Source organism: Shewanella sp. KT0246, assembly GCF_019654955.1.
In the GTDB taxonomy this organism is placed as follows: domain Bacteria; phylum Pseudomonadota; class Gammaproteobacteria; order Enterobacterales; family Shewanellaceae; genus Shewanella; species Shewanella goraebulensis.
In genome coordinates this window covers 70,887-96,811 of record NZ_BPEV01000017.1, presented here as the reverse complement: position 1 = coordinate 96,811, position 25,925 = coordinate 70,887, and the positions used below count along the sequence as shown (strand labels likewise).

Genomic DNA, 25,925 nt, shown 5'->3' with positions numbered 1-25,925 from the left:
ACGCTGTTACTGACATCTCTTTGGTGCCGTAACCGATTCAAGCTCTATAGTAAGAATTAACTTCTATCTAAAAGCGCCATAACCGGCTTAAAACTTTTGCGATGTTCATCTAACACCCCATGAGTCTCAAGAGCCTCAAAGTGTGCTTTTGTTGGGTAACCTTTGTGATTAGCAAAGCCATATTGCGGGTATCGAGCATCAAGTTCTGCCATTTCTCTGTCACGAGTCACTTTAGCGATGATTGATGCGGCACTGATTGCAGCAACTAAGCCATCGCCTTTGATAATGGCATGACTTTGAATTCCAAAATCAGGTGAACGGTTCCCATCAACTAATACTCGCTCAGGCTGAATAGATAAACCACTAACAGCTCTTTGCATCGCAAGCATTGTCGCGTGAAGGATATTAATTTTATCAATTTCGATGGGAGACGCTCGGCCAACACTGATAGCTAATGCTTTATCGATAATTTCAATATACAAAGCTTCACGACGTTTCTCTGTAAGCTTTTTAGAATCGTTTAAACCAGTAATAGGATTGTTAGGATCTAATATGACAGCTGCCGTCACAACATCACCCACTAATGGGCCACGACCAACTTCATCGACACCTGCAACAACACCACGGCTAATGTATTCTACTTGTTCAGGCGTGATACCTTTAATTACCGCAGGAATTCGGCTCATTACACATTCTCTTGTGATGGGTGGTTTATTTAGGATACTGCTTCGTTATTGCTCGTTGATCACTTTGATTACTGCTTCCGCAGCACGGTCACTTGCATTACAACGAAGTGTAAGATGCATCTTTTCAAACTCAGCTTTCAAAGGTGCGAAATCAATGTTCAATTGTTCAATTACAGCAGCTGCAATATTGTGCTCATTACACTCGTCTTGCACAATTTCAGGAATTAACGCGCGATCAGCTAATAAATTAGGTAACGAATAGTGTTCAAGGCTCATCAATCTTTTAGCGATACTGTATGTCAGCCCGTTCACTCTATATGACATGACTGTCGGACGTTTAACTAACATTGCTTCTAAAGCAGCGGTACCTGAGGCTAAAAGTATGGCATCTGATGCAGCCATCACTTCGCGAGATTGACCTTCAATCAGCTCAATTTCTATATCTGGGGCGAACTCTTTAAGAGCTGCAACAAACTGCAGTCTACGTGCTTCGTTCACTAGTGGAGTGACAAACTTAATATCAGGATATTTTTGTTTAACAATCACAATCGCTTTAATGAAAGGTTCAGCAAGTTGCTTAAGCTCACTTCCGCGAGAACCCGGTAATACTGCTAAATACTCAGCATGAGGATCTAAGCCCAGTAATTCTCTAGCCGCTAATTTATCACTTTCCATTGGTATATCATCAGCCAATGTATGACCAACAAAGGTACAAGGAACTTGATATTTATCGTAAAAGGCTTTTTCAAAAGGCAGTAGCGATAGCACCATATTGGTTGCTTTTGCTATTTTAAAGATACGCTTTGGACGCCAAGCCCACACAGATGGGCTGACATAATGAACGGTTTTAACACCTTTGTTTTTAAGTTTTAACTCAAGACCGATATTAAAATCTGGCGCATCGATGCCGATAAAGCAATCAGGTTTAGCCTGACAAATTTTTTCAATCAGCGTAGCTCTAACTTTGAGTAGTCTAGGTAGTCGGCCTAAAACCTCAACTATCCCCATCACTGCGAGCTCTTCGTATGAAAAGAAACTTTCAAAGCCAAGCGCTTCCATTTGAGGGCCGCCGATACCGATAAACTGGGCATCAGGATATTGCTTTTGCAAGGACTTAATTAATCCAGCACCTAAAATATCGCCGGAGAGTTCTCCGGCGACCATTGCAAATATACGAGGGGTATTATTTGTCATTGTTTATTTTATCGAATGATCCCACGAGATGAGCTATTGATAAATTCAACCATACCTTTAACGTATTCATCGGATTCAGCATCTTCTGAGATTTCAGCTAATGCTTCCTCAATCGTTAAGTTTTTACGGTACAGTGACTTATAAGTACGACGAATCGCGTGTTGTGTCTCTTTGGTAAAGCCACGGCGTTTTAAGCCTTCAGCATTTAAACCGCGCGGAATTGCAGGACTCCCCGCAGCCATAACAAATGGCGGCACATCTTGGAAAATAGTTGACGATCCAGCAGTAAAGGCGTGAGCACCAATATGCACAAACTGATGAACCCCAGTCATGCCGCCTAAAATAGCCCAGTCATCCACATGTACATGACCAGCAATAGATGCATTGTTTGCCATGATAATGTTATCGCCTAAAACACAATCGTGAGCGATGTGAACATAAGCCATCAATAGGTTATTTGAACCAATGCGTGTTTCACTATTATCTTGAATCGTGCCACGGTGAATAGTCACATTTTCGCGGACAATATTATTATCACCCATGATCAATGTGGTTGGTTCACCTGCATATTTTTTATCTTGACACTCTTCACCAATGGAAGAGAACTGAAAAAAGCGGTTACCTTTACCAATGACACTTGGGCCTTTGATCACCACATGAGAACTGACCCATGTATCGTCACCAATTTCTACATCAGCGCCAATATAGCTCCAAGGGCCAATAGTGACATTGTTGCCGATTTTTGCGTCAGGATGTACGAATGCTAACTTATCAATCACTTGTTGATCTCTCTACGTGCACACATAATTTCGGCAGAACACGCTAATTCGCCATCGACGAATGCTTGTCCTTCAAATACACCAATCCCTCGGCGTTCTTTAATCATTTTGACATGGAAATGAACTTGGTCACCTGGAGAAACGACACGTTTAAAACGTGCTTTATCAACACCAGCAAGTAAATATAATACATCTGGTGAAGGCTCAGGGCTCATGGTCTTAAATGCCAATAAACCTGTAGCTTGTGCCATGGCTTCGATAATCAATACACCAGGCATAACAGGTTTTACAGGGAAATGACCTTGGAAAAATGGTTCATTAAACGTCACGTTTTTAATCGCATGTAAAGATTCACCAACGGTATAATCTAATACACGGTCAACTAACAAAAATGGATATCTATGAGGAAGATACTGAAGAATTTCTTCAATATCCATTGTATTTAATTGGTTTGACACGCTTAAGTCCTCGCAATGGCTACTAGTGAGCCATGACTTCTAATCTTTGATTTTCTTTTCAATCGTTTTAACACGATTAAATAATTCGTCTAAATGACGGAAACGAACAGTATTTCTTCGCCACGTCTTGTTATCCATAGCAATTGTAGCAGATGAATACAGACCTGGTTTACGTATTTCACTGGTTATATTGGTACTACCAGATACGTGGGTTCCATCAATGATTTTTAAATGACCTGCTATACCGCAGCCACCACCCAAAATACAATACTTACCAATTGATGTACTACCAGCAATAAATGTGGCACCAGCAATCGCAGTATTTTGCCCAATAACACAGTTATGCGCTATTTGTACTTGGTTATCGATAATGACACCGTCATGAATTTCTGTCGGTGAAAGTGCACCACAATCGATAGTTGTTCCTGCACCAATCTCTACATTATCGCCAATTCTAACGCCACCGGTTTGAGGTATTTTGATCCAATTGCCTTTTTCATTGGCATAACCAAAGCCATCAGAACCAATAACACAGGCAGAGTGGAATATACAATCTTGGCCTACAACCACATTATGGTACACAGTCACATTGGCTTTTAAGCATGTACCTGAACCAATAATAGACTGTTCACCAACAACTGAACCGGCTCCAATTTGCACATCATTACCAAGAATAACATTCGCACCTACCACAGCATTGGCAGCAATAGCGACGTTTTCCCCTAACTGTGCAGTAGGGTCAATTTGTGCTGAAGGATGAATACCTGAAGTTACTTTAGGAGTGGTATCGAGAAGTTGTGCAATTCGGGCAAAGCCGACATAGGGATCTTTCAAAACTAAAGCATTACCTTGGTAATCTTCAGCATCTTTTTCACTCAATAACACCGCACCAGCTTGAGAGTCCTCAAGCTGTGCACGGTACTTACTATTGGCTAAAAAAGAAAGTTGATCTTGGGTCGCATCCTCTAAAGTGGCTACACTGGTAATTTCCAATGTTTCATCACCTTTAACTAATGCGCCCAACAGCTGACCAAGCTCTTTTAAAGTCACAGTTTTCATTAGTTGCCTTTACTTAACGCTTGAACAACTTTGTTGCTGATGTCTGCATCAGGCTTAACGAAGATAACGGCACCACGTTGAAGAACGATATCGTAAGACTCTTTTTCAGCGATTGTGTTGATAGCTTCTTGTACTTTAACTAAAAGCTTGTTTTGCTCTTCACCTTGACGACGACGCATGTCTTCATCAAGTGCTTTGCCTTTTAGTTGGAAATCAGATTTTAGTGATTCCATTTTACGTACAAGATCTGTTTTTTGGCTTTCGCTCATCAACGCACCATCACGTTGCTGCTTCTCAACCATAGTACGCATTTCTTCTTGCATTTTTTGTACGTCAGCAACACGATCACCAAACTCAGTTTTTAGAGATTGTGAAATTTGTTCACGTTGTGGCAGTTGCTCAAATACTTCGCCCATGTCAACCACAGCAATTTTTTCAGCATGTGCCATCATAGGTGCACTTAAAAATGCCATTGTTACTAACGCGCGATTTACCATCTTTTTCAAAATAGACTCCTTGTTATTATCAGCAAAACTTGCCGAGTTTATTTGTTTTAGAACGTTTTGCCAATATTGAACGAAAAGATCTCTGTTTCATCATCTTCGTATTCTTTAATCGGCCAAGCCAAGCTAAACACCATAGGTCCCATCGGTGATAACCATTGAACACTCATACCCCAAGAGGCACGGATTCGACTTGGGTCACTATAATCTTCCAATTTATCAAACTCATCGGCTGGAAGATATCTATACGAGTCATAATCAAACTCGGTATCCCATACGTTACCAGCGTCAACGAAGAAACTAGTACGTACTGAATTAGAATAAGCCTCATCCAAGAATGGAGTAGGAACAATCATTTCCATACTCGCTGTCGCGATAGCATTACCACCAATCGAACGACCTGAACTTACTTGAATTTGATTCGGCTCACCAGGTAATGAACAGCTATCACCAGAAGGATCCGGCGAACATGGCTCACTACCACGGTATAGATAGAACGAACGTGGGCCAACTGAGTTAGACGAGAAACCACGTAATGAACTGCTACCACCTGAATAGTAGTTCTCCCAGAAAGGAAGAATTTGGTCATTGTCGTTAAACTGACCATAACCATTCGCATAACCTAAACGAGCACGTGTTAACAACACGAAACCATGGTTACGAGTTAAAGGTAAGTAGAAATTAGTATCTAAATCGGTTTTAAAGTACTGTAAATCTGAACCAGGAATCGTCGCCTTAGCACTGAAACGCTGTGATGAACCATCGGTTGGGAACGTACCACGGTTTAATGTGCTGCGAGACCAACCACCGTTAAGCTCAAAGTTATCAAAACTTAAATCTGCATTAGGATCGTCAGATTCACGATATACATTATAAAAACGTAAAGCTTGCTCATAAGCTGAAATTTCAGAAATTTGGTTATGACGGTAACCAATACCACCATTTAAACGGTTGTATTCATTAATTGGGAAACCAGAATTTAACGCAATACCGTATGATTTGTTTTTATAGCGCTCAAGGTTAGCCTCATTCGCATCAAACTCATTCCAGTAAATACTACCACCTAAACTTACTCCGTCTTTCGTAAAGTAAGGGTCAGTGTACGAGAAGTTAACATTCTTAGAGTATTTGTTGGTATTTAAGCTAACTCCTGCTTGGTTACCCGTGCCTAAGAAGTTACTTTGCTGAACACCAAACTGAAGACTTAAACCTGATTCGGTACCATAACCAACACCAGCGTTAAATGAGCCAGAAGGCTGCTCTTTAACGTTAAAGGCAACATCAACAAGATCGTCACTGCCTGGTACTTGAACTGTTTCAGTGTCGACGGTTTCGAAGTAACCCAAACGGTTTAAACGTGCTTTTGATTGCTCAACTTGCGCAGAGTTCAACCATGCACCTTCCATTTGACGTAGTTCACGACGCATCACTTCATCTTTAGTCACCGCATTGCCACTAAAGTTAATTGAGCGTACATAAACACGCTTACCAGGATTTACATTAATATTTAATGCAACTTCCTTGGTTTCGTCGTTAATTTCAGGGAACGTTTTTACTTCAGGATATGCGTAACCAAAGCGGCCTAAATATTTACTGTACATTTCTTCGGTGAATGTCACATCACCACCGTTATACATATCGCCTTCTTTGATCGGCAAAATGGCTTTCATTAACTTTTCACGGCCCATTAACTCGCCAGTCAGGTTAACTTCAGACACTTTATATTTTTCACCTTCATCAACATTGATGGTGATATATAAGCCTTTTCTATCAGGTGTCATCGCAACTTGAGTCGAGGTGACTTCAAAGCGAATATAACCCTGATTATGATAATAAGTTTTAACCGTCTCTAAGTCGGCTTGTAACTTTTGCTTTTGGTAACGACGTTCACCGAATAAATCCCACCAAGCAACATAGTCTTTTAACTCAAGTAAACCGATAAGTTCTGCATCAGAAAAAACCGAATTTCCTACTACGTTAATTTGGCGAATTTCAGCCGCTAAGCCTTCAGTAAAGTTAAATTTAAGCTCAACACGGTTACGAGGTAAGTTGATCACTTCCGCTTCAACTTTTGCACCGTATTTACCTACACCGTAATAAAAATCTTGTAGGCCTTTTTCAATACCAGACAGCATGGTTCTATCAAGTGACTCACCGATTTTAATGCCTGAACCATCCAAACTTTCTTGGAGCTGCTCATCTTTAATATCTTTGTTACCTTCAAAGGTAACAGCACTGATTGTTGCACGCTCTTTAACATTGACAATCAATATACCACCTTCGTGGGCTACACTGATTGTTTCAAAGTTGGTTGAGGCATATAAGCTTTTTATCGCTTGTTGTAATTTAATTTGGTCAACAGTATCACCCACTTTGACGGGGAGACTTAACAAGGCAGCACCGAGTGCAACTCGTTGTAAACCATCAATCTGGATGTCGGTCACTTCAAATGGTTGGAAAGGTTCAGCCACACCATTGCCTGAAAATGACGCACCGACTAAAATCATCGAGGCAAAAAGTTTATTCAATCTCATAGAGCACTTCTAATTATTTGTGTTCCCTGCTCAGAGTCTGGAAAAATCGTTAAAGAGTGCAATACTCATCAACAACAGCAGCATAGCTGCACCAAACCTGAATCCTATATCCTGTACCTTCTCTGGCACAGGCTTACCCGTAATCACTTCGATAAAGTAATACAGCAAGTGTCCCCCATCGAGTACTGGCAAAGGCAATAAATTAATTATGCCTAAGTTCACACTGATGAGTGCGATAAACCCGAGAAAATACACCAATCCATAGTCAGCACTGGTACCAGCACCTTGGGCTATAGAAATCGGACCGCTCAAGTTTTTCACCGACACATCGCCGGTAAACAGTTTTCCAATCATCTTAAAGCTGACAACGACCAGTTGCCATGTTTTATCTGCCGCAGCAGCAAAGGAATCTACTATGCCATACTCAAGCTGGAAGCGCATACTTTCAGGCCAATCAATTTGAGTCGGACTCACACCTACTACACCAATTGTTTCTCCATTAGCATTGGTTTGCGCTTGCGGAGTCACAATTAAGGTCTGTTGTTTATTATCGCGCAGAACAGTTAGCTCTACGTCTTTGTCTGCTGATGTTTGTATCACATCCACAAAAGCATTCCAATCTTGATAAGGTGTACGATTTATCTTAATAATTTCATCACCTAACGCCAATCCTGCAATCTCAGCTGCACTGCCTTTACTGACTAAAGCAATAACAGGTTCAATACCGGGGCGGTAAATGCCTAAGCCCATTGCTGTAATAGGTGATTCTTTATCTGGGTCAAATTGCCACTGGCGAATATCCAGCGTATAAGTTTTTAGCGGTGCTTGATCTGTGCTAGATGAAGATAATGGTTTTAAACTAATATCAAGTTCACGACCACCGATATGACTCACCAGTGCCAGATTAACTTCTTCCCAGTTTCTGACTTTTTGACCAGAAACAGACACAATTTGCATCGGCTCTTGCAGCTCTATTTGAGCAGCTGGTGTGTTTGCTCTAGTAGTATCAATAACTGGCTTAAGTGATGGCACGCCGATTAGATACATTAGATACAATGCAACAATCGCAAACAGGAAATTAGCAATTGGTCCTGCTGAAACCACTGCAATACGTTGCCAAACCGTTTTACGATTAAACGCTTGGTCTTTTAACTCATCAGGAACGTCTTCAACACGCTCATCGAGCATTTTGACATAACCGCCTAAAGGTAGCATTGCGACAACATATTCAGTGCCATCTTTGCCAACTTTACGCCAAATGGCTTTACCAAAACCAATAGAAAAACGTTCTACTTTGATACCACAACGACGTGCTACCCAAAAATGTCCGTACTCATGCGCAGTAATCAAAATACCCAGTGCGACAATAAATGACCCCAGGTTCCATAAAAAATCGAACATCGTTCTCCTACGAACTAGTTAATTGCTTTAATAGCTTCTCGTGCGATAACGCGAGCTTGAGCGTCTAAATTCATAATATCTTCGATAGTGCTTAATGACGATTGTGGTGTTTTTTCCAAACTAATCTCATTCACTCTAGCAATATCGGTAAAGTTAATTTGTTGCTTTAAAAATGCATCCACAGCTATTTCATTGGCAGCATTTAAAACTGTTGTTGCTTCCTGCCCTTTATCACAAGCTTGCATCGCAAGCGCTAAACATGGGAAACGACCATAGTCTGGTTCACAGAAGCTTAATTCTCTGAGTTTGAAAAAGTCTAAAGGTTCAACTCCAGCGTAAATTCTTTCAGGGAAAGACATACAATGCGCAATCGGTGTACGCATATCTGGGTTACCCATTTGCGCTATAACGGAGCCATCTAAGTACTGTACCATTGAATGAATGACACTTTGAGGATGAATAACAACCTTTAGTTGTTCTGCATTAGTATTAAACAGCCAGCGAGCTTCGATAAATTCCAGCCCTTTGTTCATCATCGTTGCTGAATCTACTGAAATTTTAGGCCCCATTGACCAATTAGGATGATTACAAGCTTGTGTTGGCGTCATTGCATTTAAGCTGGCTAAATCAGCCGTTAAGAAAGGACCACCTGAACCTGTTAATAAAATATGAGAAATACCCGATGCAGCAAGGTCGCAATCACCTAAATTTGACTGCACTTCAGTTGGCATACATTGAAAAATTGCATTGTGTTCACTATCAACAGGAAGCAAGGTTGCACCACTGTCACGAGTCGCATTCATAAATAGCTCACCCGACATCACCAGCGCTTCTTTATTGGCTAACAAGACTCTTTTGCCCGCTTTGACCGCTGCAAAAGTAGAAGTTAAACCAGCAGCGCCAACAATTGCCGCCATAACGGTATCCACAGCGGATGATGTCACTAAATCAATTAGTTCGTCTTCACCTGTGAGTACTTCAGTCGTTAACGCTGCTGGCATGATAGCTTTAAGCGCTTTGGCCGCATCAGCGTTAACCATATGGGCATAACGCGGTTTATGCTCAATACAAAGCGCCAGCATTTTTTCAACACTGGAATTAGCCACTAACCCATAAACATTATATTGTTCAGGATTATGACTAATAACACTTAAAGTACTATTACCAATAGAGCCAGTGGCTCCGAGAATGACCATATTTTGCATGGCGAATTAAATCCAGAACGCTAGGTAAATAAAGGTAAATACGGGTAATGCAGCCGTAAGACTGTCCATGCGATCTAATACACCGCCATGGCCAGGTAAAATTTTACCTGAGTCTTTGATGTTAGCTGCGCGTTTGAACATACTCTCAGAAAGATCGCCAAATGCAGAAGCCACAGCTGTGATAAGTGTTACAGCTATCACTAACCCAAGCTCTTGTTCTGGTGAGTAATACATCACACCAAACACGACGGCCATGGTCGCAACTAAGCCTCCGCCCAAACCTTCTAAGGTTTTATTAGGGCTCACATTTGGCATCAATTTATGTTTACCAATCGAGCGTCCAGCAAAATAGGCACCTGTGTCAGCAGCCCAAACAATGAGCATCACCAAGAATACCAATGCACCACCAAAGTATGGGTCAACATTACTACTAATTGATTTAAGAGTAATTAACGATACAAAACACGGGATTAAAGTTAATTGACCAAACATCGACTTTAACATCGGGCTGTTTTTCCAAGTCACACTACTCTTTGGAAAAGTAAAAATCAGTAATGTACTAATAATCCACCAGAATAAACCGATGGTTATAATAGCTAAAAAGATTGGGTGGACTTGGCCTTTAAGCCACAAAGCCTCAACAGGAACAAATATATTCAATGACACTAAAATTATTGTCACTGTGGCTGTAAAGGTCCACTGGGTCGCGGTACATTGTGGGTCAATAAAACTGCCCCACTCTTTAGCACCAATCATAAAGACAGGGATAAGTGCCCAAGCAAAGTATTCTGCGGGTAAAAAGAATATGGCCCCTATCACTAAAGGGAGTAACCATAAAACTGTTATAATTCGTTGTTTTAACAAAGCAAAAGCCTCTTAAATATTTTTAAATAGCACGTATTTCTTCAATTTGACACCCTGTCAAACCGAATCTACGTTGCCTGCTGGCAAAAATGGCAAGGGCATCTTTAAATGCTTGCTCATTGAAATCTGGCCACAAAGTCTCAGTAAAGACTAATTCAGCGTATGCAGCCTGCCATAAAATAAAGTTACTGATGCGGTAATCACCGCCAGTACGTATCATTAAATCAACTTCATTTTGCCCGTTCATACAAAGTTGTTGATTTAATGCTTCTTCGGTTAATTCACTGGACGCTAACTCACCTTGAGCCACTTTATCAGCCAGCTTTTGAGCAGCCTGCAAAATATCCCAACGGCCACCATAATTAGCTGCAACATTAAGTACCAGCCCAGTATTATCTGCAGTTTGTTGTTGTGCTTTATGGATCTGTTTTTGTAAACGCGCAGAAAAACGACTGATATCACCAATGATATTTAAGCGAACTTGATTGTTGTGGAGTAGCTTTATTTCTCTTTGTAAAACCGAGAAAAATAATTCCATTAATAAACTGACTTCTTTATCTGGTCTACGCCAGTTTTCGCTAGAAAAAGCGAACAAAGTTAATGACTCGATTCCGAGCTGGCTCGCGAGGCTCACAGCACGACGTACTGTTTTAACTCCAGCCTTATGGCCAAACACTCTTGGTTTCCCTTGTAACTGAGCCCAGCGACCATTACCGTCCATAATAATAGCGACATGCTTAGGAAGCGACTGCTTTACAACATCAGAAAGTTGACTAGGCAAAATTTCCGATGTTTCTAGTTCAGCATTCGATTCTGTTTCTGACTCATATCCAACAGTGGATGACATCTATTACAACCCTTTCAAATAGACAAACGCCGTGTAGTATAACCTTACACGGCGCTTTAACTCTAGCTTTGCTAGGTCGAGAATTAGACTTCCATCAATTCTTTTTCTTTAGCAGCTAAAATTCCATCAATATTCTTGATACTTGCATCAGTGAACTTCTGAACTTCATCTTCACTACGACGAACATCATCTTCAGTACACTCTTTTGCTTTTTCAAGCTTTTTAACTTCGCTAATTGCGTCGCGACGTACATTACGAACGGCAACACGGCCATTTTCAGCTTCACCACGTACTACTTTGATGAAGTCTTTACGACGTTCTTCAGTTAGTGCTGGTAGCGGGATACGCATAGCGTTACCAGCAGTCATTGGGTTAAGACCTAGATCTGAACTCATGATCGCTTTTTCAACAGCTTGAACCATAGTAGCATCAAATACAGTTACATTTAAGGTACGTGAATCTTCGATACCAATATTTGCAACTTGCTTAAGTGGTGTCATTGAACCGTAATAAGACACTTGAATTGAATCAAGTAAACTTGGGTGAGCACGACCAGTACGTACTTTCGCCATTTGGTTTTTAGTAGCTTCAACACACTTGCTCATACGTTCTTGAGCATCTTCTTTAATTGTATCAATCACGATAAATATCCTTTTGGTCACAAATACTTATTACTTGAACGATTATCTGAGAATGGCACATAGATTTTTCTATGTCGATAGTCGTTCAAATGAAAATTTTCAGGCATTAAACAAACTAACCGTTAAGGTTAATTAGTTTTTAATGTGAGTGCCTTCTTCTTCACCCATGATAACACGACGTAAGGCACCAGGTTTATTCATGTTGAAAACTAAGATAGGCATGTCATGGTCACGGGCCAGCGTAAAGGCTGCTAGATCCATCACCTTAAATTCATTTTCTAAAACTTCATCATAAGTTAATGAGTCATATTTAACAGCTTCAGGATCTTTCATTGGATCAGCTGAGTAAACACCATCAACTTTTGTCCCTTTCAGAACCACTTCAGCTTCAATTTCAATACCACGTAAACATGCAGCAGAATCGGTGGTACAAAATGGATTACCTGTACCAGCAGCAAAAATTACCACTCGGCCAGATTTTAATAAACTAATGGCCTCAGCCCAGTTGTAGTCGTCACACACACCCTTTAAAGGTATAGCTGACATCAAACGAGCATTAACATAGGCACGGTGTAGCGCATCACGCATTGCTAAGCCATTCATCACAGTTGCAAGCATACCCATATGGTCACCAACAACACGATTCATACCAGCTTGTGCTAAGCCTTCACCACGGAATAGATTACCACCACCAATTACAACCCCAACTTGAATACCAAGTTCAACTAACTCTTTAACTTCTTGAGCCATACGGTCGAGAACTTTAGGGTCAATACCGAAGCCTTCTTCGCCCATTAACGCTTCACCGCTTAACTTTAAAAGAACGCGTCTAAATGCAGGTTTTGGATTGGTGCTCATAATTTTTTCCTAATTATAACAAAACCGCAGCGGTTGCTGCGGCTTTAGGGTATGAAGAGATGTTTAATTACGCTTTTTTAGTAGCAGCAATTTGCGCAGCAACTTCTGCAGCGAAATCTTCTTCTTTCTTCTCGATACCTTCACCAACTTCTAAACGAATGAAGTTAGTTACTGAAGCGCCTTTCTCTTTAAGAATGTCGCCAACAGTTTTCTTTGGTTCCATGATATAAGCTTGGCCAGTAAGAGAGATCTCACCAGTAAACTTCTTCATACGACCGATAACCATTTTCTCAGCGATTTCTTGAGGCTTACCTTCGTTCATCGCAATTTCTACTTGAAGAGCTTGCTCACGAGCAACAACATCAGCAGGTACATCTGTTGGATTAACGAATTCAGGCTTAGAAGCAGCAACATGCATAGCAATGTGCTTAAGAGTTTCAGCGTCAGCTTCACCAGTTACAACAACACCGATACGGTCGCCGTGACGGTAAGAAGCTTGCTCAGCACCATCGATGTACTCAACGCGACGAACGTTGATGTTTTCACCAATTTTAGCAACAAGCGCAACACGAGTTTCTTCGAATTGTGCTTTAAGCTCTTCGATGCTTACTTTAGAAGCAGCTGCAACAGCTAGTACTTCGTTAGCAAATGCTAAGAAGTTGCCATCTTTAGCAACGAAGTCAGTTTGACAGTTAACTTCTAATAAAGCTGTGTAACCTTCGCCACTTTGAATAAGGATAGTACCTTCAGCAGCAATGTTACCTGCTTTTTTAGCAGCTTTAGCAGCACCACTTTTACGCATGTTATCGATAGCAAGCTCGATATCACCGTTAGTTTCAGTCAATGCTTTTTTACAGTCCATCATGCCAGCGCCAGTGCGGTCACGAAGTTCTTTAACTTGGGCAGCAGTAATTGCCATTGTTAAATCCTCTATTTAAATTCGTCTAATTTTGCATTTAAAAACAGGGGCCATAAGGCCCCTGCTCACCAATTTTTTATTGGTCAATAAGGGAGATGGAAACCATCACACCTTATTAAACAGTTTCTACGAAACCGTCTTGCTCAGCTTGAACAGCTAAATCTTGACCACGGCCTGAGTTAGCAGCTGCAGCAACAGAAGAAGTGTACAAACGGATAGAACGCATAGCATCATCGTTACCAGGAACGATGTAGTTAACGCCGTCTGGAGCAGAGTTAGTATCAACAACAGCAACAACTGGGATACCTAAGTTGTTAGCTTCTTTAATAGCAATATGCTCATGGTCAGCACCGATAACGAATAATACGTCAGGTAAGCCGCCCATGTTTTTGATACCGCCTAAAGATTTTTCTAACTTCTCTAGCTCGCGAGTACGCATTAATGCTTCTTTCTTAGTAAGCTTGTCGAAAGTACCGTCAACTGACTGGCTTTCTAGCTCTTTAAGACGTTTGATTGACTGACGAACAGTTTTCCAGTTAGTCAACATGCCGCCTAACCAGCGGTGATCAACGTAGTACTGGTCACAAGAAATTGCAGCTTCTTTGATAGCTTCGCCAGCAGCGCGCTTAGTACCAACAAAAAGGATTTTACCTTTCTTAGAAGCAACGTTGCTGATGAACGCTAATGCTTCGTTGAACATTGGCACAGTGTGCTCAAGGTTGATGATGTGAACACCATTACGAGCACCGAAGATGAAAGGCTTCATCTTAGGATTCCAGTAACGAGTTTGGTGACCGAAGTGAACACCAGCTTGAAGCATGTCGCGCATTGAAACAGTAGTCATTTTATATACCTTAATTTGGGGGGTTAGACCTCCACGAATCCCATACCTTCGACTCTTGTTTGCTAAAATAGCCCACTAAGAGCACCCCGAAGAATGTGTCGATACGTGTGTGATTTAGTATTTAGTTAAATTGCCATCTATAACATGTATAATGGCCGCCATATTTTACGCTTAGTGGAACAGTAAGTGAAGAAAGTATTTATACTTTATTCAAATTACAGCTTCATTAAGACTTAAACATAACGGCGCGCTTTATACCATAACTAGGTAAAAAGCACAAATTTTGCCAAATTTATTTGCGCCTTTTTTGACTGATATAACGGTAAGAGAACATTCATGAGCATAGTCATCAAGACAGCAGAACAAATCGAAAAAATGCGTGCAGCAGGCAAATTGGCTGCTGAAGTACTAGAAATGATTGCACCCCATGTAAAAGTTGGTGTAACCACAGATGAGCTAAATGACATTTGTGCAAAGTTTACTGAAGAGCATGACGCTATATCTGCGCCGCTTAACTACCATGGTTTCCCTAAATCTATTTGTACTTCTGTTAATGAGGTTGTCTGTCACGGTATCCCAAGTGGTTACCAATTAAAAAATGGCGATATTTTGAATATCGATATCACAGTAATCAAAGATGGGTTCCATGGCGATACATCTAAAATGTTTTTAATTGGTGATGTAAGTCCAAAAGACAGAAGGCTTGCACGAATTGCACAAGAAAGCTTATACCTAGCGATTAAGAAAGTTCGTCCAGGTGTTAAATTGGGTGAAATTGGGACTGCTATCGAAAAGTTTATTAAAGCAAGTAAATCTGGCTTAGATAAATACTCAATCGTGCAAGACTATTGCGGTCACGGTATTGGCGAAGGCTTCCATGAAGAACCTCAAGTTGTGCATTATAAAAATAATGACAACACAGTATTAAAAGCGGGTATGTGTTTCACTATTGAGCCAATGATTAATGCTGGACGTTACACGACTGTTTTAGATAAAGAAGATAACTGGACAGTGACCACTTCAGATGGTAAAAAATCAGCTCAGTGGGAACACACACTATTGGTTACTGAAACAGGTGTAGAAGTACTCACATTACGTGGCGAAGAAGACTTCCCTAGAACTGTATAAATTTTAACGTAAATAAAGGACGTCAATGAACACTGCGCTGGTAGCTAAAAACACGCTTATTGAATTTAACCAGCGTTTATTGGAGCAATTTACTGCTAAACAACCAATAACTGAACTTGTTCAGCAGCGCTGCAAGTTTGTTGATGACCTTTTACTTGAAAGTTGGCGTAAGTTTGAATTAAACAATTTTCAAATAAGCTTGATTGCCGTTGGTGGATATGGCCGCGGCGAACTTCACCCACATTCAGATATTGATCTTCTTTTATTAGCTCAATCAGACATTGTCAGCCAACAAGCCAAAGATGCCATTAGTGAATTTATCACTTACTTATGGGATTCAGGCCTAGAACTTGGTCATAGTGTTCGCACTATCGAAGAAACCTTAGTTCAAGGTCAGCAAGATATCACCACTGCGACTAACCTCCTCGAAGCAAGACTACTAATTGGTCAAGAATCATTATTTGATGAACTTTATAATGCTATTAGACAAGAAGGTTTTTGGCCGTCGAATACTTTTTTCCTCGGAAAAATAGAAGAGCAACATCAACGTCACCTCAAAGCCAATGCTTTCGATTTAGAGCCAAACTTAAAGTCATGCCCTGGTGGACTGCGTGATATTCAAACTGTTGCATGGGTTGCCATGCGACATTTTGATGCTGCGACCCTAGCAGAACTCGTCGACCATGACTTTTTAGAGCCTGTGGAGCTAAAAGAGCTATTAGAGTGCCAAAACTTTTTATGGCAACTACGCTTTTGTTTACACATGATTGCTGGGCGAAACGAAAACCGTTTGTTGTTTGATTTACAAAGACAAGTCGCCAGCATGATGGGTTATGAAGATGAGACACAACTCGCTGTCGAACAAATGATGAAACGCTACTATCGCACAGTCAGGCGTGTGATGGAGCTTAACGAAATGCTGCTTCAGCTGTTTAAGCGCGCAACATTGAGCATGTCTTCATTATTGACTATCTATCCAATTAGTGAACATTACCAGCGCCGTGGCCGATATATTGAAGTCTTAGATGACCAATTATTTGAACAACACCCTGAACAAATCATTAATTTGTTTTTTCTAGTTGCCAAGAACTCTAATGTTAGACGTATATACGCGCCAACATTGCGTTTACTTAGACAAGCAAGGCGCAGGTTAAAAGCGCCACTGCAAGATAACCCTGAATGCCGTAAGTATTTTATGGCTATTTTAAAACACCCTCGTGGTATAGCCGCTTTATCATTAATGCATAAGCATGGCATCTTATCTTCATATTTGCCGGCGTGGCGTAATATTGAAGGTCAGATGCAATTTGATTTATTTCATGCCTACACAGTAGATGAGCATACCCACCGTTTATTGCTTAATATCGAACGCTTTGCTCAACCAGATCAGAAAGATGAGTTTCCACTTGGCGCTATCCTAATTAATCAGTTACCTAAAAAAGGCTTATTGGTGCTTGGGGCTATCTTTCATGATATTGCCAAAGGACGAGGTGGCGACCACAGTAAATTAGGTGCTACCGATGCATTAGATTTTTGTAAGCTGCATGGTTTAAGCGATCATGACGGGCGACTTGTTGCATGGTTAGTGGAAAATCATTTGGTGATGTCGGTTACCGCTCAGCGCCGTGATATTTCAGATCCTGAAGTGGTAGCCAAATTTGCAGATCAAGTGCAGGATGCAGTGCATTTAAGTTACTTATATTGCCTTACCGTGGCTGATATCTGCGCTACTAACCACAAAGCATGGAATAACTGGAAAGGCTCATTATTACGAGATTTATATTTTTCCACCCAACGCGTGTTATCTCGAGGCAAAGAAAAGCCTATTGACGTTGCAGATAGGGTTTTAGAAGTCCAACAAAAAGCACAAAAAGAACTATTAAGACGTGGTGTGAAGCAAAAAGCCATTATTGAACTTTGGAGCCGCTTTAAAGATGACTATTTTTTACGTCATCAACCCAATCAAGTTTCTTGGCACACTGAAGCACTGCTTAAACATGATAAACAAAAACCATTAGTGCTTATCTCAAAACACACAACCCGTGGTGGCAGTGAGTTATTTGTTTACGCTAAAGACAAACCCAAGTTATTCGCCACTGTTATGACAGTGTTAGATAACAAAAACATAAATGTTCATGATGCTAACATCATGACATCAAACGATGATTACGCTTTAGATACTTTCGTTATTTTAGAGCAAGACGGCGAACCAATCAGCCAACTTTCACGTATCCAGTCGATTAAAAAGTCGCTTGAAAAGAGATTGGCGACACAAAAGTCTAAACCACCAAAGTTTAGAAAGATGTCACGGATCATGAAACCTTTTAACGTTCGCACACAAGTGAGTTTCTTACCGGGTGCGAAGCATGATACAAGTATGATGGAGCTAATTGCGTTAGACAGCCCAGGACTGCTAGCAAAAGTGGGTGATGTGCTTTACCGCTGCGATATCACATTATTATCAGCAAAAATTACCACCATTGGTGAGCGCGCCGAAGATTTCTTTATTTTACAGACTGCGCTCGGCCAAGCTCTTAGCGATGAACAACAATCACAATTATCTGAAGCGCTTTTAGAAGCGCTGACTCAACCTTTACATCAATAAATACAATTTGGGAGAAAGTAATGGAGGCATTACGCCAACGCATAGAAGCTGCATTTGAGGCTCGTCAGGACATCACACCTAGCACGGTAGAGCCAAGTGTTCGTGCAGATATCGAAACTGTTATTAGCATGCTTGATAAAGGTCAAGCTCGCGTAGCAGAGAAGATTGATGGCGAATGGCATGTACATCAGTGGTTAAAGAAAGCCGTTTTACTTTCTTTCCGTATTTTCGACAACGAAGTTGTTGAAGGTGGTGACACTAAGTACTTTGATAAAGTGCCACAAAAATTCTCTGACTACACAGCTGAACGCTTTAAAGAAGAAGCCATTCGTGTGGTTCCACCAGCAACCGTTCGTAAAGGCTCATTTATCGGTAAGAACACCGTATTAATGCCATCTTACGTAAATCTAGGCGCATTCGTTGATGAAGGCACTATGGTTGATACATGGGCAACAGTAGGGTCTTGTGCTCAAATCGGTAAGAACGTTCATTTATCAGGTGGTGTTGGCATTGGTGGTGTACTTGAGCCATTACAAGCTGGCCCAACCATCATTGAAGATAACTGTTTCATTGGCGCACGTAGTGAAATTGTTGAAGGCGTTGTTGTTGAAGAAGGCAGCGTAATTTCAATGGGCGTATACATTGGCCAAAGCACACGTATTTTTGACCGTGAAACTGGCGAAGTTCATTACGGCCGTGTACCTGCAGGTTCAGTGGTTGTATCAGGTAACTTACCTTCTAAATGTGGTACATACAGCCTATACGCTGCAATCATCGTTAAGAAAGTCGATGCTAAAACTCGCGGTAAAGTGGGCATTAACGAACTTTTACGTATCGTTGATTAATACGTTTTATTAAGAATGAGTAGATGTTCTTTCATCTAGCTTACTCTATAAACGTAAAAGGCTCAGTATTCTTACTGAGCCTTTTTTATAGGCGGTATTATCTTAAGTGCAGAGTTGTGTTAATTTCAGAATACGACCGTCTTATTACCATAAACCACCACTTGCTCTTCAAGTACCAGTTGCAAAGCTTTACTTAATACGCTCTTTTCAACATCACGACCATTGTGAGCCATTTCTTCCGCGCTAAAGCTATGATCCACATTAATCACATCTTGTTTGATGATAGGCCCTTCGTCTAAACAGTTATTCACAAAATGGGCTGTCGCGCCAATAATTTTAACTCCCCTTTCCCACGCTTGACGATAAGGTGAAGCACCAATAAAAGCCGGTAAAAATGAATGGTGGATGTTGATAATAGTATTAGGGAATTCAGCAACAAACTCAGGCGTTAAAATACGCATAAATTTAGCGAGGACGATATAGTCTGGTGAGTACAACTTAATTTTCTCAAGCATCGCTTGTTCATGTTGCTGCCTATCCAAACCTTGATGACAGACATGATGGAATGGAATATCAAATTTTTCAGTTAAACCTTGTAAGATATCGTAGTTTCCGATGACTGCAGCGATTTCAACATCTAAACCACCGTAATAGGATTTCATCAGGATATCACCTAAGCAGTGCGCTTCTTTGGTAACCAGCACCACAATTCGTTTTTTACCTGCATTAACCAATTTCATATGATTCTGCTCTGGTAAAACATCACGCAAATCAGCTAATAACTCCTCATCATTAATCTTACCCTCCAGCACCGTACGCATAAAAAAACGGCCTTGCTGATGGTCAACAAATTCGGTGTTCTTAATAATATTCAGCTGATGCGTAAAACACACTCCAGTGATCTTAGCGATTAACCCTTGGGCATCTTCACAATCTGTAATTAAGATTTTGCGAGGTATTGGTGTTAAATCGGCATCACTTTTTTGACTAACCTGTGTGTTTTTCATAAATAAACTACTCATATCAATAATTAAAAACGCATTTACGAATTCATTAATAACACAGCCGTATAGAAAGTAACTGTTGATAGCATTGTTTTTACGATTACAGTCGATTAAAGTAAAATGCTTTGTAGTATTTATAAAATTATGTAGAAAATGATGACAATTCTACAATATCAATGGATAAAGTTACTCAAATAAGCAGTTTGCTTAAATTAGGAAGGTTAAGTAACTTTAGGAAGGTTAAGTAAATAAGGTTAAATACGAGTATCTAGGTACTTCTGTAACAGTTTTCTGAGGCTTTCAGCTTTAGTGCCAAATACCACTTGGACACCCTTGCCTACTTTTATCACCCCTTTTGCTCCTAGTCTCATTAATCTAGGCTTATCTACCAGCTTGGGATCTACCACCGCAATCCTTAACCGAGTTAAGCAGGCATTGAGCTCAACGATATTTTCAGGCCCACCTAAAGCACTTATCATCGACCTTAAGCTTTCTTTATTACCTTCTTCATCTGACTCCAAACGGCCTGGCGTTTTTAAATTAAACGCTAAAATGCTTACTCTAAAAATTAGGTAATAGATAAAAGCGGTTAATGGCCCTAGAAACCAAAACCAACTGGTATTACTTGATTGAGCAAACAGCAGACTAAAATCAATTAATCCATGGGAAAAAACCACACTATGGTTAACATCAAGTAAAATACAGATGGTATAAGCAAGCCCTGTTAAAATTGCATGAATAACAAACAAAACAGGCGCAACAAACATAAACGCAAATTCAATGGGCTCAGTGATACCTGTAAGCCAACTTGTTGCAGCAGCCGATAACATAATACCTGCGACCCGGTTTTGCTCTGACTTATCAGCGCAGCGCCAAATCGCCAAAGCGGCTGCAGGTAATCCCCACATTTTAATTAAATAACCGCCAGCTAAATTTCCAGCTAAAGGATCGCCTGCAAGGTACCTCGCTATTTCCCCACGCACCACTTTACCTTCATGAAAGTATTGACCGACTTCAAGATAGAAAGGCGCGTTCCAAATATGATGTAAACCTAGTGGAATTAAAAAACGCTCAATCGTGCCATAAACCCCAAAGGCTATTGCAGGATCTTGGTATACCGCCCAAAGGGATAATGAATCAATGTAATAAGCGAACGTAGGCCAAATATGGGCAAGTACAAAAGCCAAAGCAATGGCGAATGGAATGATGATGAGCGCCGCACTTCGTTGCCCCTCAAAAAATGACAACATGGCGGGCAATTTTACATCCTGACTTAACCTAACCACAAAACAGGTTAACCCTCCGACTAATATACCACCCGCTATCCCTGTATCTATGGTTTCAAGCCCCCATATTGGTCGCGAGTTTAAGTCGTAAATAGCAGTGAACGCTCCCAAACTAGAAATGAAGACGCCAAAACCAAATACTGCAACGAATGCAGCTATACCTTGATCTTTACAAAAGCCTATAGCGATAGCTATCGCAAACAATAACGGCATCATGGTAAAAATGAGGTTACCCACTGCCAAAAAAACGGTAGCAAGTTCAGGAGGGATAAATGGTAAGGGGTTAAATGATAAGCCGAGCATGACGCCGGCAGCCGGTAAAATCGCAATAGGAATAAGCAGCGCCTGACTAAGGCGCTGGGCAAATTTAAACCATTGCTGGCTAAGCCTTCTTAACTGGCGAGAGATTGAACCGCTGCGTGCCAAGCTGGTATCCATTGTGTCGCTTCAGTTTCAGGTTCCATGGTTTCACATGCATCAATCTCTAACATTTCGGTGATGCTTTTAGCGCCAAGTTCAATAAATAATTCATTAAACTGTTTAGCTGCGCCACAAAATGTTTCGTAACTTGAATCACCAAGTCCAATGATACTGTATTGTAATTTAGGTAAGTATGGCGCCACAGATTTAAGTTCAGCAAACCATTGGGCGATATCATCAGGTAAATCGCCTTGACCGGTTGTAGACGTGACTATAATCAGTAGCTCATCTTCACTTGGGACATAGCCAGCGAGATCTGTAGGTTGCAGTAAGTTAACTGAATATTCTAATTCGGCAATTTTATCGTTCAGTGTTTCGGCAACAAATTGCGCACTACCATATACCGTGCCGAACACTAAATTAACTTTTTCCATGATATACTTCTCTTTAAGTTAACTGACTTCTATAATTCATTTAGCAGTACTGCTGCTTTATGAGGTTGATAACTTCACCATACTGTATTCTAATGCTAGGCTGCAAGTATGAAATACAAACAAAAGTAATAACTTACCCAATCGTTAAGGTTACTGTTATGCGTCAGGCCAACAGGCACAGATTGTTTAAACTGCAACATAAATCAGCCCACATTAGACGTAATTTCTATTTTCGTTGTGAACAACAAGATACCAGTGAACCCCTAGCTAAAATTGAAGAGTTTGAAAAACTTAAATCAGTTTTATTAGCACATACCAAAGCACCGCTAAAAGCCAGTTAATATCTACCGCGTTATTGTAGCTAATAGTCGTCGGTAATAGTCATCGGTAAAGGTATCATCGATAGTCATATCTTCGCAGATAGCTGTATCGTCGGTTTGAATGTTTTTAAACAGCTATAAAAAAGAGATACCTAAATAGATATCTCTTTATTTTCGCTCAAATTCACACTTTTTACAGCATGACTCAGTTAAGCAATGTCTATCGTACTGGCATTATCAAGCTCTTCCTGCCAACCAAATTGTTCAAATATAGTCAGCCACTCTTGTTCTAGTTCAGCCTCAATATGCATTAATTGCTTGGTCACTGGATGAGTAAATCGAATCGACTTTGCTATTAACCACAAACGATTAACCTCAAAGTGAGATCGGAAAAACTTATTCTGTTTACCGTCACCATGGGTAGTGTCACCAATAATAGGGTGGCGTAAATGTGCCATATGGCGACGTAACTGATGTTTACGCCCTGTTTGCGGAGATAACTTAATTAAACAAAAACGACTTGAAGGGTATCTTCCTGAACTAAAAGGAATTTCAGCATTTAAAAGCGGAGCATAATCCGTTACTGCATCTTGAGCAGGTTTATCCTTACGTGATTTCTTATCCGCCACATCGTCAAGTTCTACTTTAAGCGCATAATCAAGTCTCGCAGCTTCGTGCATATTGCCGCGTACTAATGCGAGGTATGTTTTTTCAATTTGATGCTGTTCAAACTGCTGACATAAATCTCGCGCGACTTCACTGCTTTTAGCGAAAACAAGTACACCTGATGTAGGTCTATCTAAGCGGTGAACAGGAAATACATGACAGCCGACTAAATCACGCGTCAGTTGCATCGCAAAAAAACGTTCCTTTCTTGCTAAATAAGAGCGATGAACCAATAACCCCGCAGGTTTATGGATTGCTACGATATGCTCATCTTCAAACAAAATTTCAAGCTCGGGGGCGATTTCATCGCTTCCATCCACATCAGCTGAATTAATCTCACTATCAGTACTGTTGGCATCAACTTCATTAGTATCGAAATACTCATCTTCAGCAAATGGGCTGATATATTTCTCTTCAGTCATTGTATTTACCTTTTACTGACGTGTTAAAAAGTCATCTATCTGCTCTAGCAAAGTCGCTAATTTGGTAAGGTCTTTATGATTTATCCATGCTCGCTCAGCCATTGGTGTTAAAGAGATTTGTGTCGGCAATGGCAAGCCTTGAGCTATCATCTGACTCATCTTAGGAATGAATATAAACTGCAGCCATTGTTCAAAACGTAGTGTGTCACAGGCAAATGGCGCTGTACTAGTTAGAGCAAAATCGCTTGGTGCATTTTCGGACCATAAAGCACTTTGCTTGAGTTGTTGTTCTAACTGATTTAAAAATTGAGCGGTTTGAATATGAGGCATAACGGCAGGTTTTCGCTTAAACGGTTTGAATAATCACTATTGTTTGTGCGACTAATCATATCATCAGACGGCAGTTAACCCTATAATAGCGGCAAGATTATCGCGATAAATAAGCTCCCATGACACAACTTGAAACCTTAAGCCAATTCCTAGACACCGCTAACACTCAATTTCAGGTTTATGATTTAGGCCGTAGAGTTGAAAACATTGATCCAGTGTTATTCAACCAAATTGAAGCATTGAATACCCCTTATCCTTTTCCAATTCAAGGCCATGCCCAATTTGCTATTGTGTTTTGGCGCGAAGATCAGCCACCATTTATTTGGTTTTTAAAGCTGCCTCTTGATGAGCAAGGTTTACTTTCTCCAGCTCAACGTAGTCAGTTTATTAAAATGATTCTTGAAGCGTTAGGCCGCGATCCGACCAAAGCCTTATCAGATGAAGAACAAGAACGTTATGCAAACCATCCGTTCAGCTTCAAGCCTAGCCAGGAAAAACTCGCTTTATTTAATGCCCTGGTGAAAAAACAATTAAGCCAGCAAGCGTCAGCGCAATACGAATATGCAGCGCAGTATTTTTCAAATCTAAACGAAACTAATGCCGATAATGACTGCTGGCAGCAACTGGGTTTACAGGGTATTGCTGATGTATGTGTTCGCTTGGATAAGTTCGATCATGATAAGAATATCAATGCAGCAATTTCACTTGCGCCATTAGAAGTACAGGCAGCAATTTGCCAATGTTTAGAGCACGTTACGATTTCAAACCCGTTAGCCGAAACCTTATTCGATAAGTTGTCTGCCGCAGAAATTGAACATAAACATATCTACCTTAGAGCATTGGCTTCTCAGCCAGAGTTGACACAAAAAGCGATTAAACAGTTAGTAAATTATCAGCAACTTGATGAAAACTTATTAATCACTATTGCAGCAAGAAGTTGGACAGCATTAAAAGATGATGCAACCCGCAAACTTTATCTTGAAGTGTTAGCCAACCAACCACAAAACTTCTTTAATCAAGTTTTTGCTGATATCGTAGCTATTCCAAGCCTACGAGATTCGCTGCTTCTAGATTTAAGAAGCGCTGATCGTAGTGAAAAACTTTCTTCCGCCATCGGCGGGTTATTTAGGGCCGTTAGCCAATGATGTCAGATTTTATTTTAATCGTCGCTGTTGTGGTTGTAGCAGCGTTTTTTTGGCAGTTACGTCAAATGGCTGAAATCAGTCGTCGATATGCTGAAAGATCATGTGCCAATCAAAAAGTACAGTTGCTTGCTATTGCTATGGAGTCTGCTCGGCCCAGCATAGGCGGTTCAACAGGCTTATGCTGGCGTGCAAAATTTATGTTTGAATTCAGCACTGACGGTATGAATCAATATCGCGGTCATATTAATATGCACAGCAAAAAAATAGAGAAGATTAACTGGCCAATCTTTCCAGAGCCTGAATGGATGGATGCACCCACGGCAAAAGGTAAGTTCGGTGGTTGTGGCGGAGCATCAAGTTGCAACTCAGGTAAATGTCGTTAATACCTGTGTATTTATTGGGGTGAGTTTCAAGTAATGAATACAGATACTTAACCGTTAACTTGATTCAGTTGATACTGCCAAGTTAAGCAAACTATTAAACGTCATTAAGAGCATTACTCTTGATGGCGTTTTTTATTGGCTTTGT

At 40.6% G+C, this 25,925-nt stretch carries 26 protein-coding genes; 6 read left to right on the top strand and 20 right to left on the bottom strand.

Going from position 1 to position 25,925, the window contains the following annotated elements:
• Nucleotides 1-56 precede the first annotated feature (56 nt).
• The 15 genes from rnhB to rpsB all read right to left on the bottom strand — a co-directional run bounded on the left by rnhB (nucleotide 57) and on the right by rpsB (nucleotide 14,792).
• Complete coding sequence (rnhB, locus tag K5Q58_RS10435; RefSeq protein WP_220753866.1) at nucleotides 57-686, bottom strand: ribonuclease HII; 630 nt, start codon at nucleotides 684-686, stop codon at nucleotides 57-59.
• A gap of 45 nt (nucleotides 687-731) precedes the next feature.
• Nucleotides 732-1,880 carry a lipid-A-disaccharide synthase gene (gene lpxB, locus K5Q58_RS10430; RefSeq protein ID WP_220753865.1) on the bottom strand — a complete coding sequence of 383 codons (1,149 nt, stop codon included), beginning with the start codon at nucleotides 1,878-1,880 and terminating at the stop codon, nucleotides 732-734.
• 8 nt (nucleotides 1,881-1,888) lie between these two features.
• On the bottom strand, nucleotides 1,889-2,659 hold the full coding sequence (gene lpxA / locus K5Q58_RS10425; protein WP_220753864.1) for an acyl-ACP--UDP-N-acetylglucosamine O-acyltransferase: 771 nt from the start codon (nucleotides 2,657-2,659) through the stop codon (nucleotides 1,889-1,891).
• A complete protein-coding gene (gene fabZ, locus K5Q58_RS10420) occupies nucleotides 2,656-3,117 on the bottom strand; it encodes a 3-hydroxyacyl-ACP dehydratase FabZ (RefSeq protein WP_220753863.1) in 462 nt (153 codons plus the stop codon). The genes lpxA and fabZ overlap by 4 nt, the downstream gene beginning before the upstream one ends.
• 39 nt (nucleotides 3,118-3,156) lie before the next feature.
• Nucleotides 3,157-4,176 (bottom strand): UDP-3-O-(3-hydroxymyristoyl)glucosamine N-acyltransferase, encoded by a 1,020-nt coding sequence (lpxD, locus tag K5Q58_RS10415; RefSeq protein WP_220753862.1) that lies wholly within the window; start codon nucleotides 4,174-4,176, stop codon nucleotides 3,157-3,159.
• Nucleotides 4,176-4,673, bottom strand: coding sequence for an OmpH family outer membrane protein (locus K5Q58_RS10410; protein WP_220753876.1), 498 nt, complete (start codon nucleotides 4,671-4,673; stop codon nucleotides 4,176-4,178). The genes lpxD and K5Q58_RS10410 overlap by 1 nt, the downstream gene beginning before the upstream one ends.
• A gap of 56 nt (nucleotides 4,674-4,729) precedes the next feature.
• Nucleotides 4,730-7,213 carry an outer membrane protein assembly factor BamA gene (gene bamA / locus K5Q58_RS10405; RefSeq protein ID WP_220753861.1) on the bottom strand — a complete coding sequence of 828 codons (2,484 nt, stop codon included), beginning with the start codon at nucleotides 7,211-7,213 and terminating at the stop codon, nucleotides 4,730-4,732.
• Nucleotides 7,214-7,243: 30 nt separating this feature from the next.
• Nucleotides 7,244-8,614 carry a sigma E protease regulator RseP gene (rseP, locus tag K5Q58_RS10400; RefSeq protein ID WP_220753860.1) on the bottom strand — a complete coding sequence of 457 codons (1,371 nt, stop codon included), beginning with the start codon at nucleotides 8,612-8,614 and terminating at the stop codon, nucleotides 7,244-7,246.
• Nucleotides 8,615-8,628: 14 nt separating this feature from the next.
• A complete protein-coding gene (ispC, locus tag K5Q58_RS10395) occupies nucleotides 8,629-9,819 on the bottom strand; it encodes a 1-deoxy-D-xylulose-5-phosphate reductoisomerase (RefSeq protein ID WP_220753859.1) in 1,191 nt (396 codons plus the stop codon).
• A gap of 6 nt (nucleotides 9,820-9,825) precedes the next feature.
• The gene (locus K5Q58_RS10390; RefSeq protein ID WP_220753858.1) at nucleotides 9,826-10,683 is read right to left on the bottom strand and encodes a phosphatidate cytidylyltransferase; all 858 of its coding nucleotides are present in this window, start codon (nucleotides 10,681-10,683) and stop codon (nucleotides 9,826-9,828) included.
• A 22-nt stretch (nucleotides 10,684-10,705) separates the two neighbouring features.
• Nucleotides 10,706-11,530, bottom strand: coding sequence for a polyprenyl diphosphate synthase (gene uppS / locus K5Q58_RS10385; RefSeq protein WP_220753857.1), 825 nt, complete (start codon nucleotides 11,528-11,530; stop codon nucleotides 10,706-10,708).
• An 83-nt stretch (nucleotides 11,531-11,613) separates the two neighbouring features.
• Complete coding sequence (gene frr / locus K5Q58_RS10380) at nucleotides 11,614-12,171, bottom strand: ribosome recycling factor (RefSeq protein WP_220753856.1); 558 nt, start codon at nucleotides 12,169-12,171, stop codon at nucleotides 11,614-11,616.
• Nucleotides 12,172-12,303: 132 nt separating this feature from the next.
• Complete coding sequence (pyrH, locus tag K5Q58_RS10375; RefSeq protein WP_220753855.1) at nucleotides 12,304-13,029, bottom strand: UMP kinase; 726 nt, start codon at nucleotides 13,027-13,029, stop codon at nucleotides 12,304-12,306.
• Between the two features lie 67 nt (nucleotides 13,030-13,096).
• The gene (gene tsf, locus K5Q58_RS10370; protein ID WP_220753854.1) at nucleotides 13,097-13,948 is read right to left on the bottom strand and encodes a translation elongation factor Ts; all 852 of its coding nucleotides are present in this window, start codon (nucleotides 13,946-13,948) and stop codon (nucleotides 13,097-13,099) included.
• Nucleotides 13,949-14,063: 115 nt separating this feature from the next.
• On the bottom strand, nucleotides 14,064-14,792 hold the full coding sequence (gene rpsB, locus K5Q58_RS10365) for a 30S ribosomal protein S2 (RefSeq protein WP_220753853.1): 729 nt from the start codon (nucleotides 14,790-14,792) through the stop codon (nucleotides 14,064-14,066).
• Nucleotides 14,793-15,128: 336 nt separating this feature from the next.
• Between rpsB and map the strand changes: the two genes are divergently transcribed.
• Genes map through dapD form a run of 3 tightly spaced genes read left to right on the top strand, consistent with a single transcriptional unit; the run spans nucleotide 15,129 to nucleotide 19,370 of the window.
• The gene (map, locus tag K5Q58_RS10360) at nucleotides 15,129-15,920 is read left to right on the top strand and encodes a type I methionyl aminopeptidase (protein ID WP_220753852.1); all 792 of its coding nucleotides are present in this window, start codon (nucleotides 15,129-15,131) and stop codon (nucleotides 15,918-15,920) included.
• A 25-nt stretch (nucleotides 15,921-15,945) separates the two neighbouring features.
• Nucleotides 15,946-18,525 carry a bifunctional uridylyltransferase/uridylyl-removing protein GlnD gene (glnD, locus tag K5Q58_RS10355; protein WP_220753851.1) on the top strand — a complete coding sequence of 860 codons (2,580 nt, stop codon included), beginning with the start codon at nucleotides 15,946-15,948 and terminating at the stop codon, nucleotides 18,523-18,525.
• 20 nt (nucleotides 18,526-18,545) lie between these two features.
• Nucleotides 18,546-19,370 (top strand): 2,3,4,5-tetrahydropyridine-2,6-dicarboxylate N-succinyltransferase, encoded by an 825-nt coding sequence (dapD, locus tag K5Q58_RS10350; protein WP_102527878.1) that lies wholly within the window; start codon nucleotides 18,546-18,548, stop codon nucleotides 19,368-19,370.
• 125 nt (nucleotides 19,371-19,495) lie between these two features.
• Here dapD and purU read toward each other — a convergent pair whose 3' ends face one another.
• The 3 genes from purU to K5Q58_RS10335 form a co-directional block, all read right to left on the bottom strand.
• On the bottom strand, nucleotides 19,496-20,377 hold the full coding sequence (gene purU / locus K5Q58_RS10345) for a formyltetrahydrofolate deformylase (protein WP_220753850.1): 882 nt from the start codon (nucleotides 20,375-20,377) through the stop codon (nucleotides 19,496-19,498).
• Nucleotides 20,378-20,628: 251 nt separating this feature from the next.
• Entirely contained in the window at nucleotides 20,629-22,098 is a 1,470-nt protein-coding gene (locus K5Q58_RS10340; protein ID WP_220753849.1) for a PTS transporter subunit EIIC, read from the bottom strand.
• Nucleotides 22,053-22,514, bottom strand: a complete 462-nt coding sequence (locus tag K5Q58_RS10335; protein WP_220753848.1) for a flavodoxin — start codon at nucleotides 22,512-22,514, stop codon at nucleotides 22,053-22,055. The genes K5Q58_RS10340 and K5Q58_RS10335 overlap by 46 nt, the downstream gene beginning before the upstream one ends.
• Before the next feature lie 158 nt (nucleotides 22,515-22,672).
• Between K5Q58_RS10335 and K5Q58_RS10330 the strand changes: the two genes are divergently transcribed.
• Entirely contained in the window at nucleotides 22,673-22,855 is a 183-nt protein-coding gene (locus K5Q58_RS10330; RefSeq protein WP_220753847.1) for a hypothetical protein, read from the top strand.
• 188 nt (nucleotides 22,856-23,043) lie between these two features.
• Here the strand turns inward: K5Q58_RS10330 and truC are convergent, their stop codons facing one another.
• Together truC and K5Q58_RS10320 are read right to left on the bottom strand one after the other, a co-directional pair.
• The gene (gene truC / locus K5Q58_RS10325) at nucleotides 23,044-23,922 is read right to left on the bottom strand and encodes a tRNA pseudouridine(65) synthase TruC (protein WP_220753846.1); all 879 of its coding nucleotides are present in this window, start codon (nucleotides 23,920-23,922) and stop codon (nucleotides 23,044-23,046) included.
• Between the two features lie 12 nt (nucleotides 23,923-23,934).
• Nucleotides 23,935-24,252 (bottom strand): YqcC family protein, encoded by a 318-nt coding sequence (locus tag K5Q58_RS10320; protein ID WP_220753845.1) that lies wholly within the window; start codon nucleotides 24,250-24,252, stop codon nucleotides 23,935-23,937.
• Nucleotides 24,253-24,371: 119 nt separating this feature from the next.
• On the opposite strand from K5Q58_RS10320, the gene K5Q58_RS10315 reads away from it, so the two are divergent.
• Together K5Q58_RS10315 and K5Q58_RS10310 are read left to right on the top strand one after the other, a co-directional pair.
• On the top strand, nucleotides 24,372-25,397 hold the full coding sequence (locus K5Q58_RS10315) for a DUF3549 family protein (RefSeq protein WP_220753844.1): 1,026 nt from the start codon (nucleotides 24,372-24,374) through the stop codon (nucleotides 25,395-25,397).
• Nucleotides 25,394-25,780: a DUF3301 domain-containing protein gene (locus K5Q58_RS10310; RefSeq protein ID WP_220753843.1), complete on the top strand. Its 387-nt coding sequence runs from the start codon at nucleotides 25,394-25,396 to the stop codon at nucleotides 25,778-25,780. Before K5Q58_RS10315 ends, K5Q58_RS10310 begins: the two co-directional genes overlap by 4 nt.
• Nucleotides 25,781-25,925 lie beyond the last annotated feature (145 nt).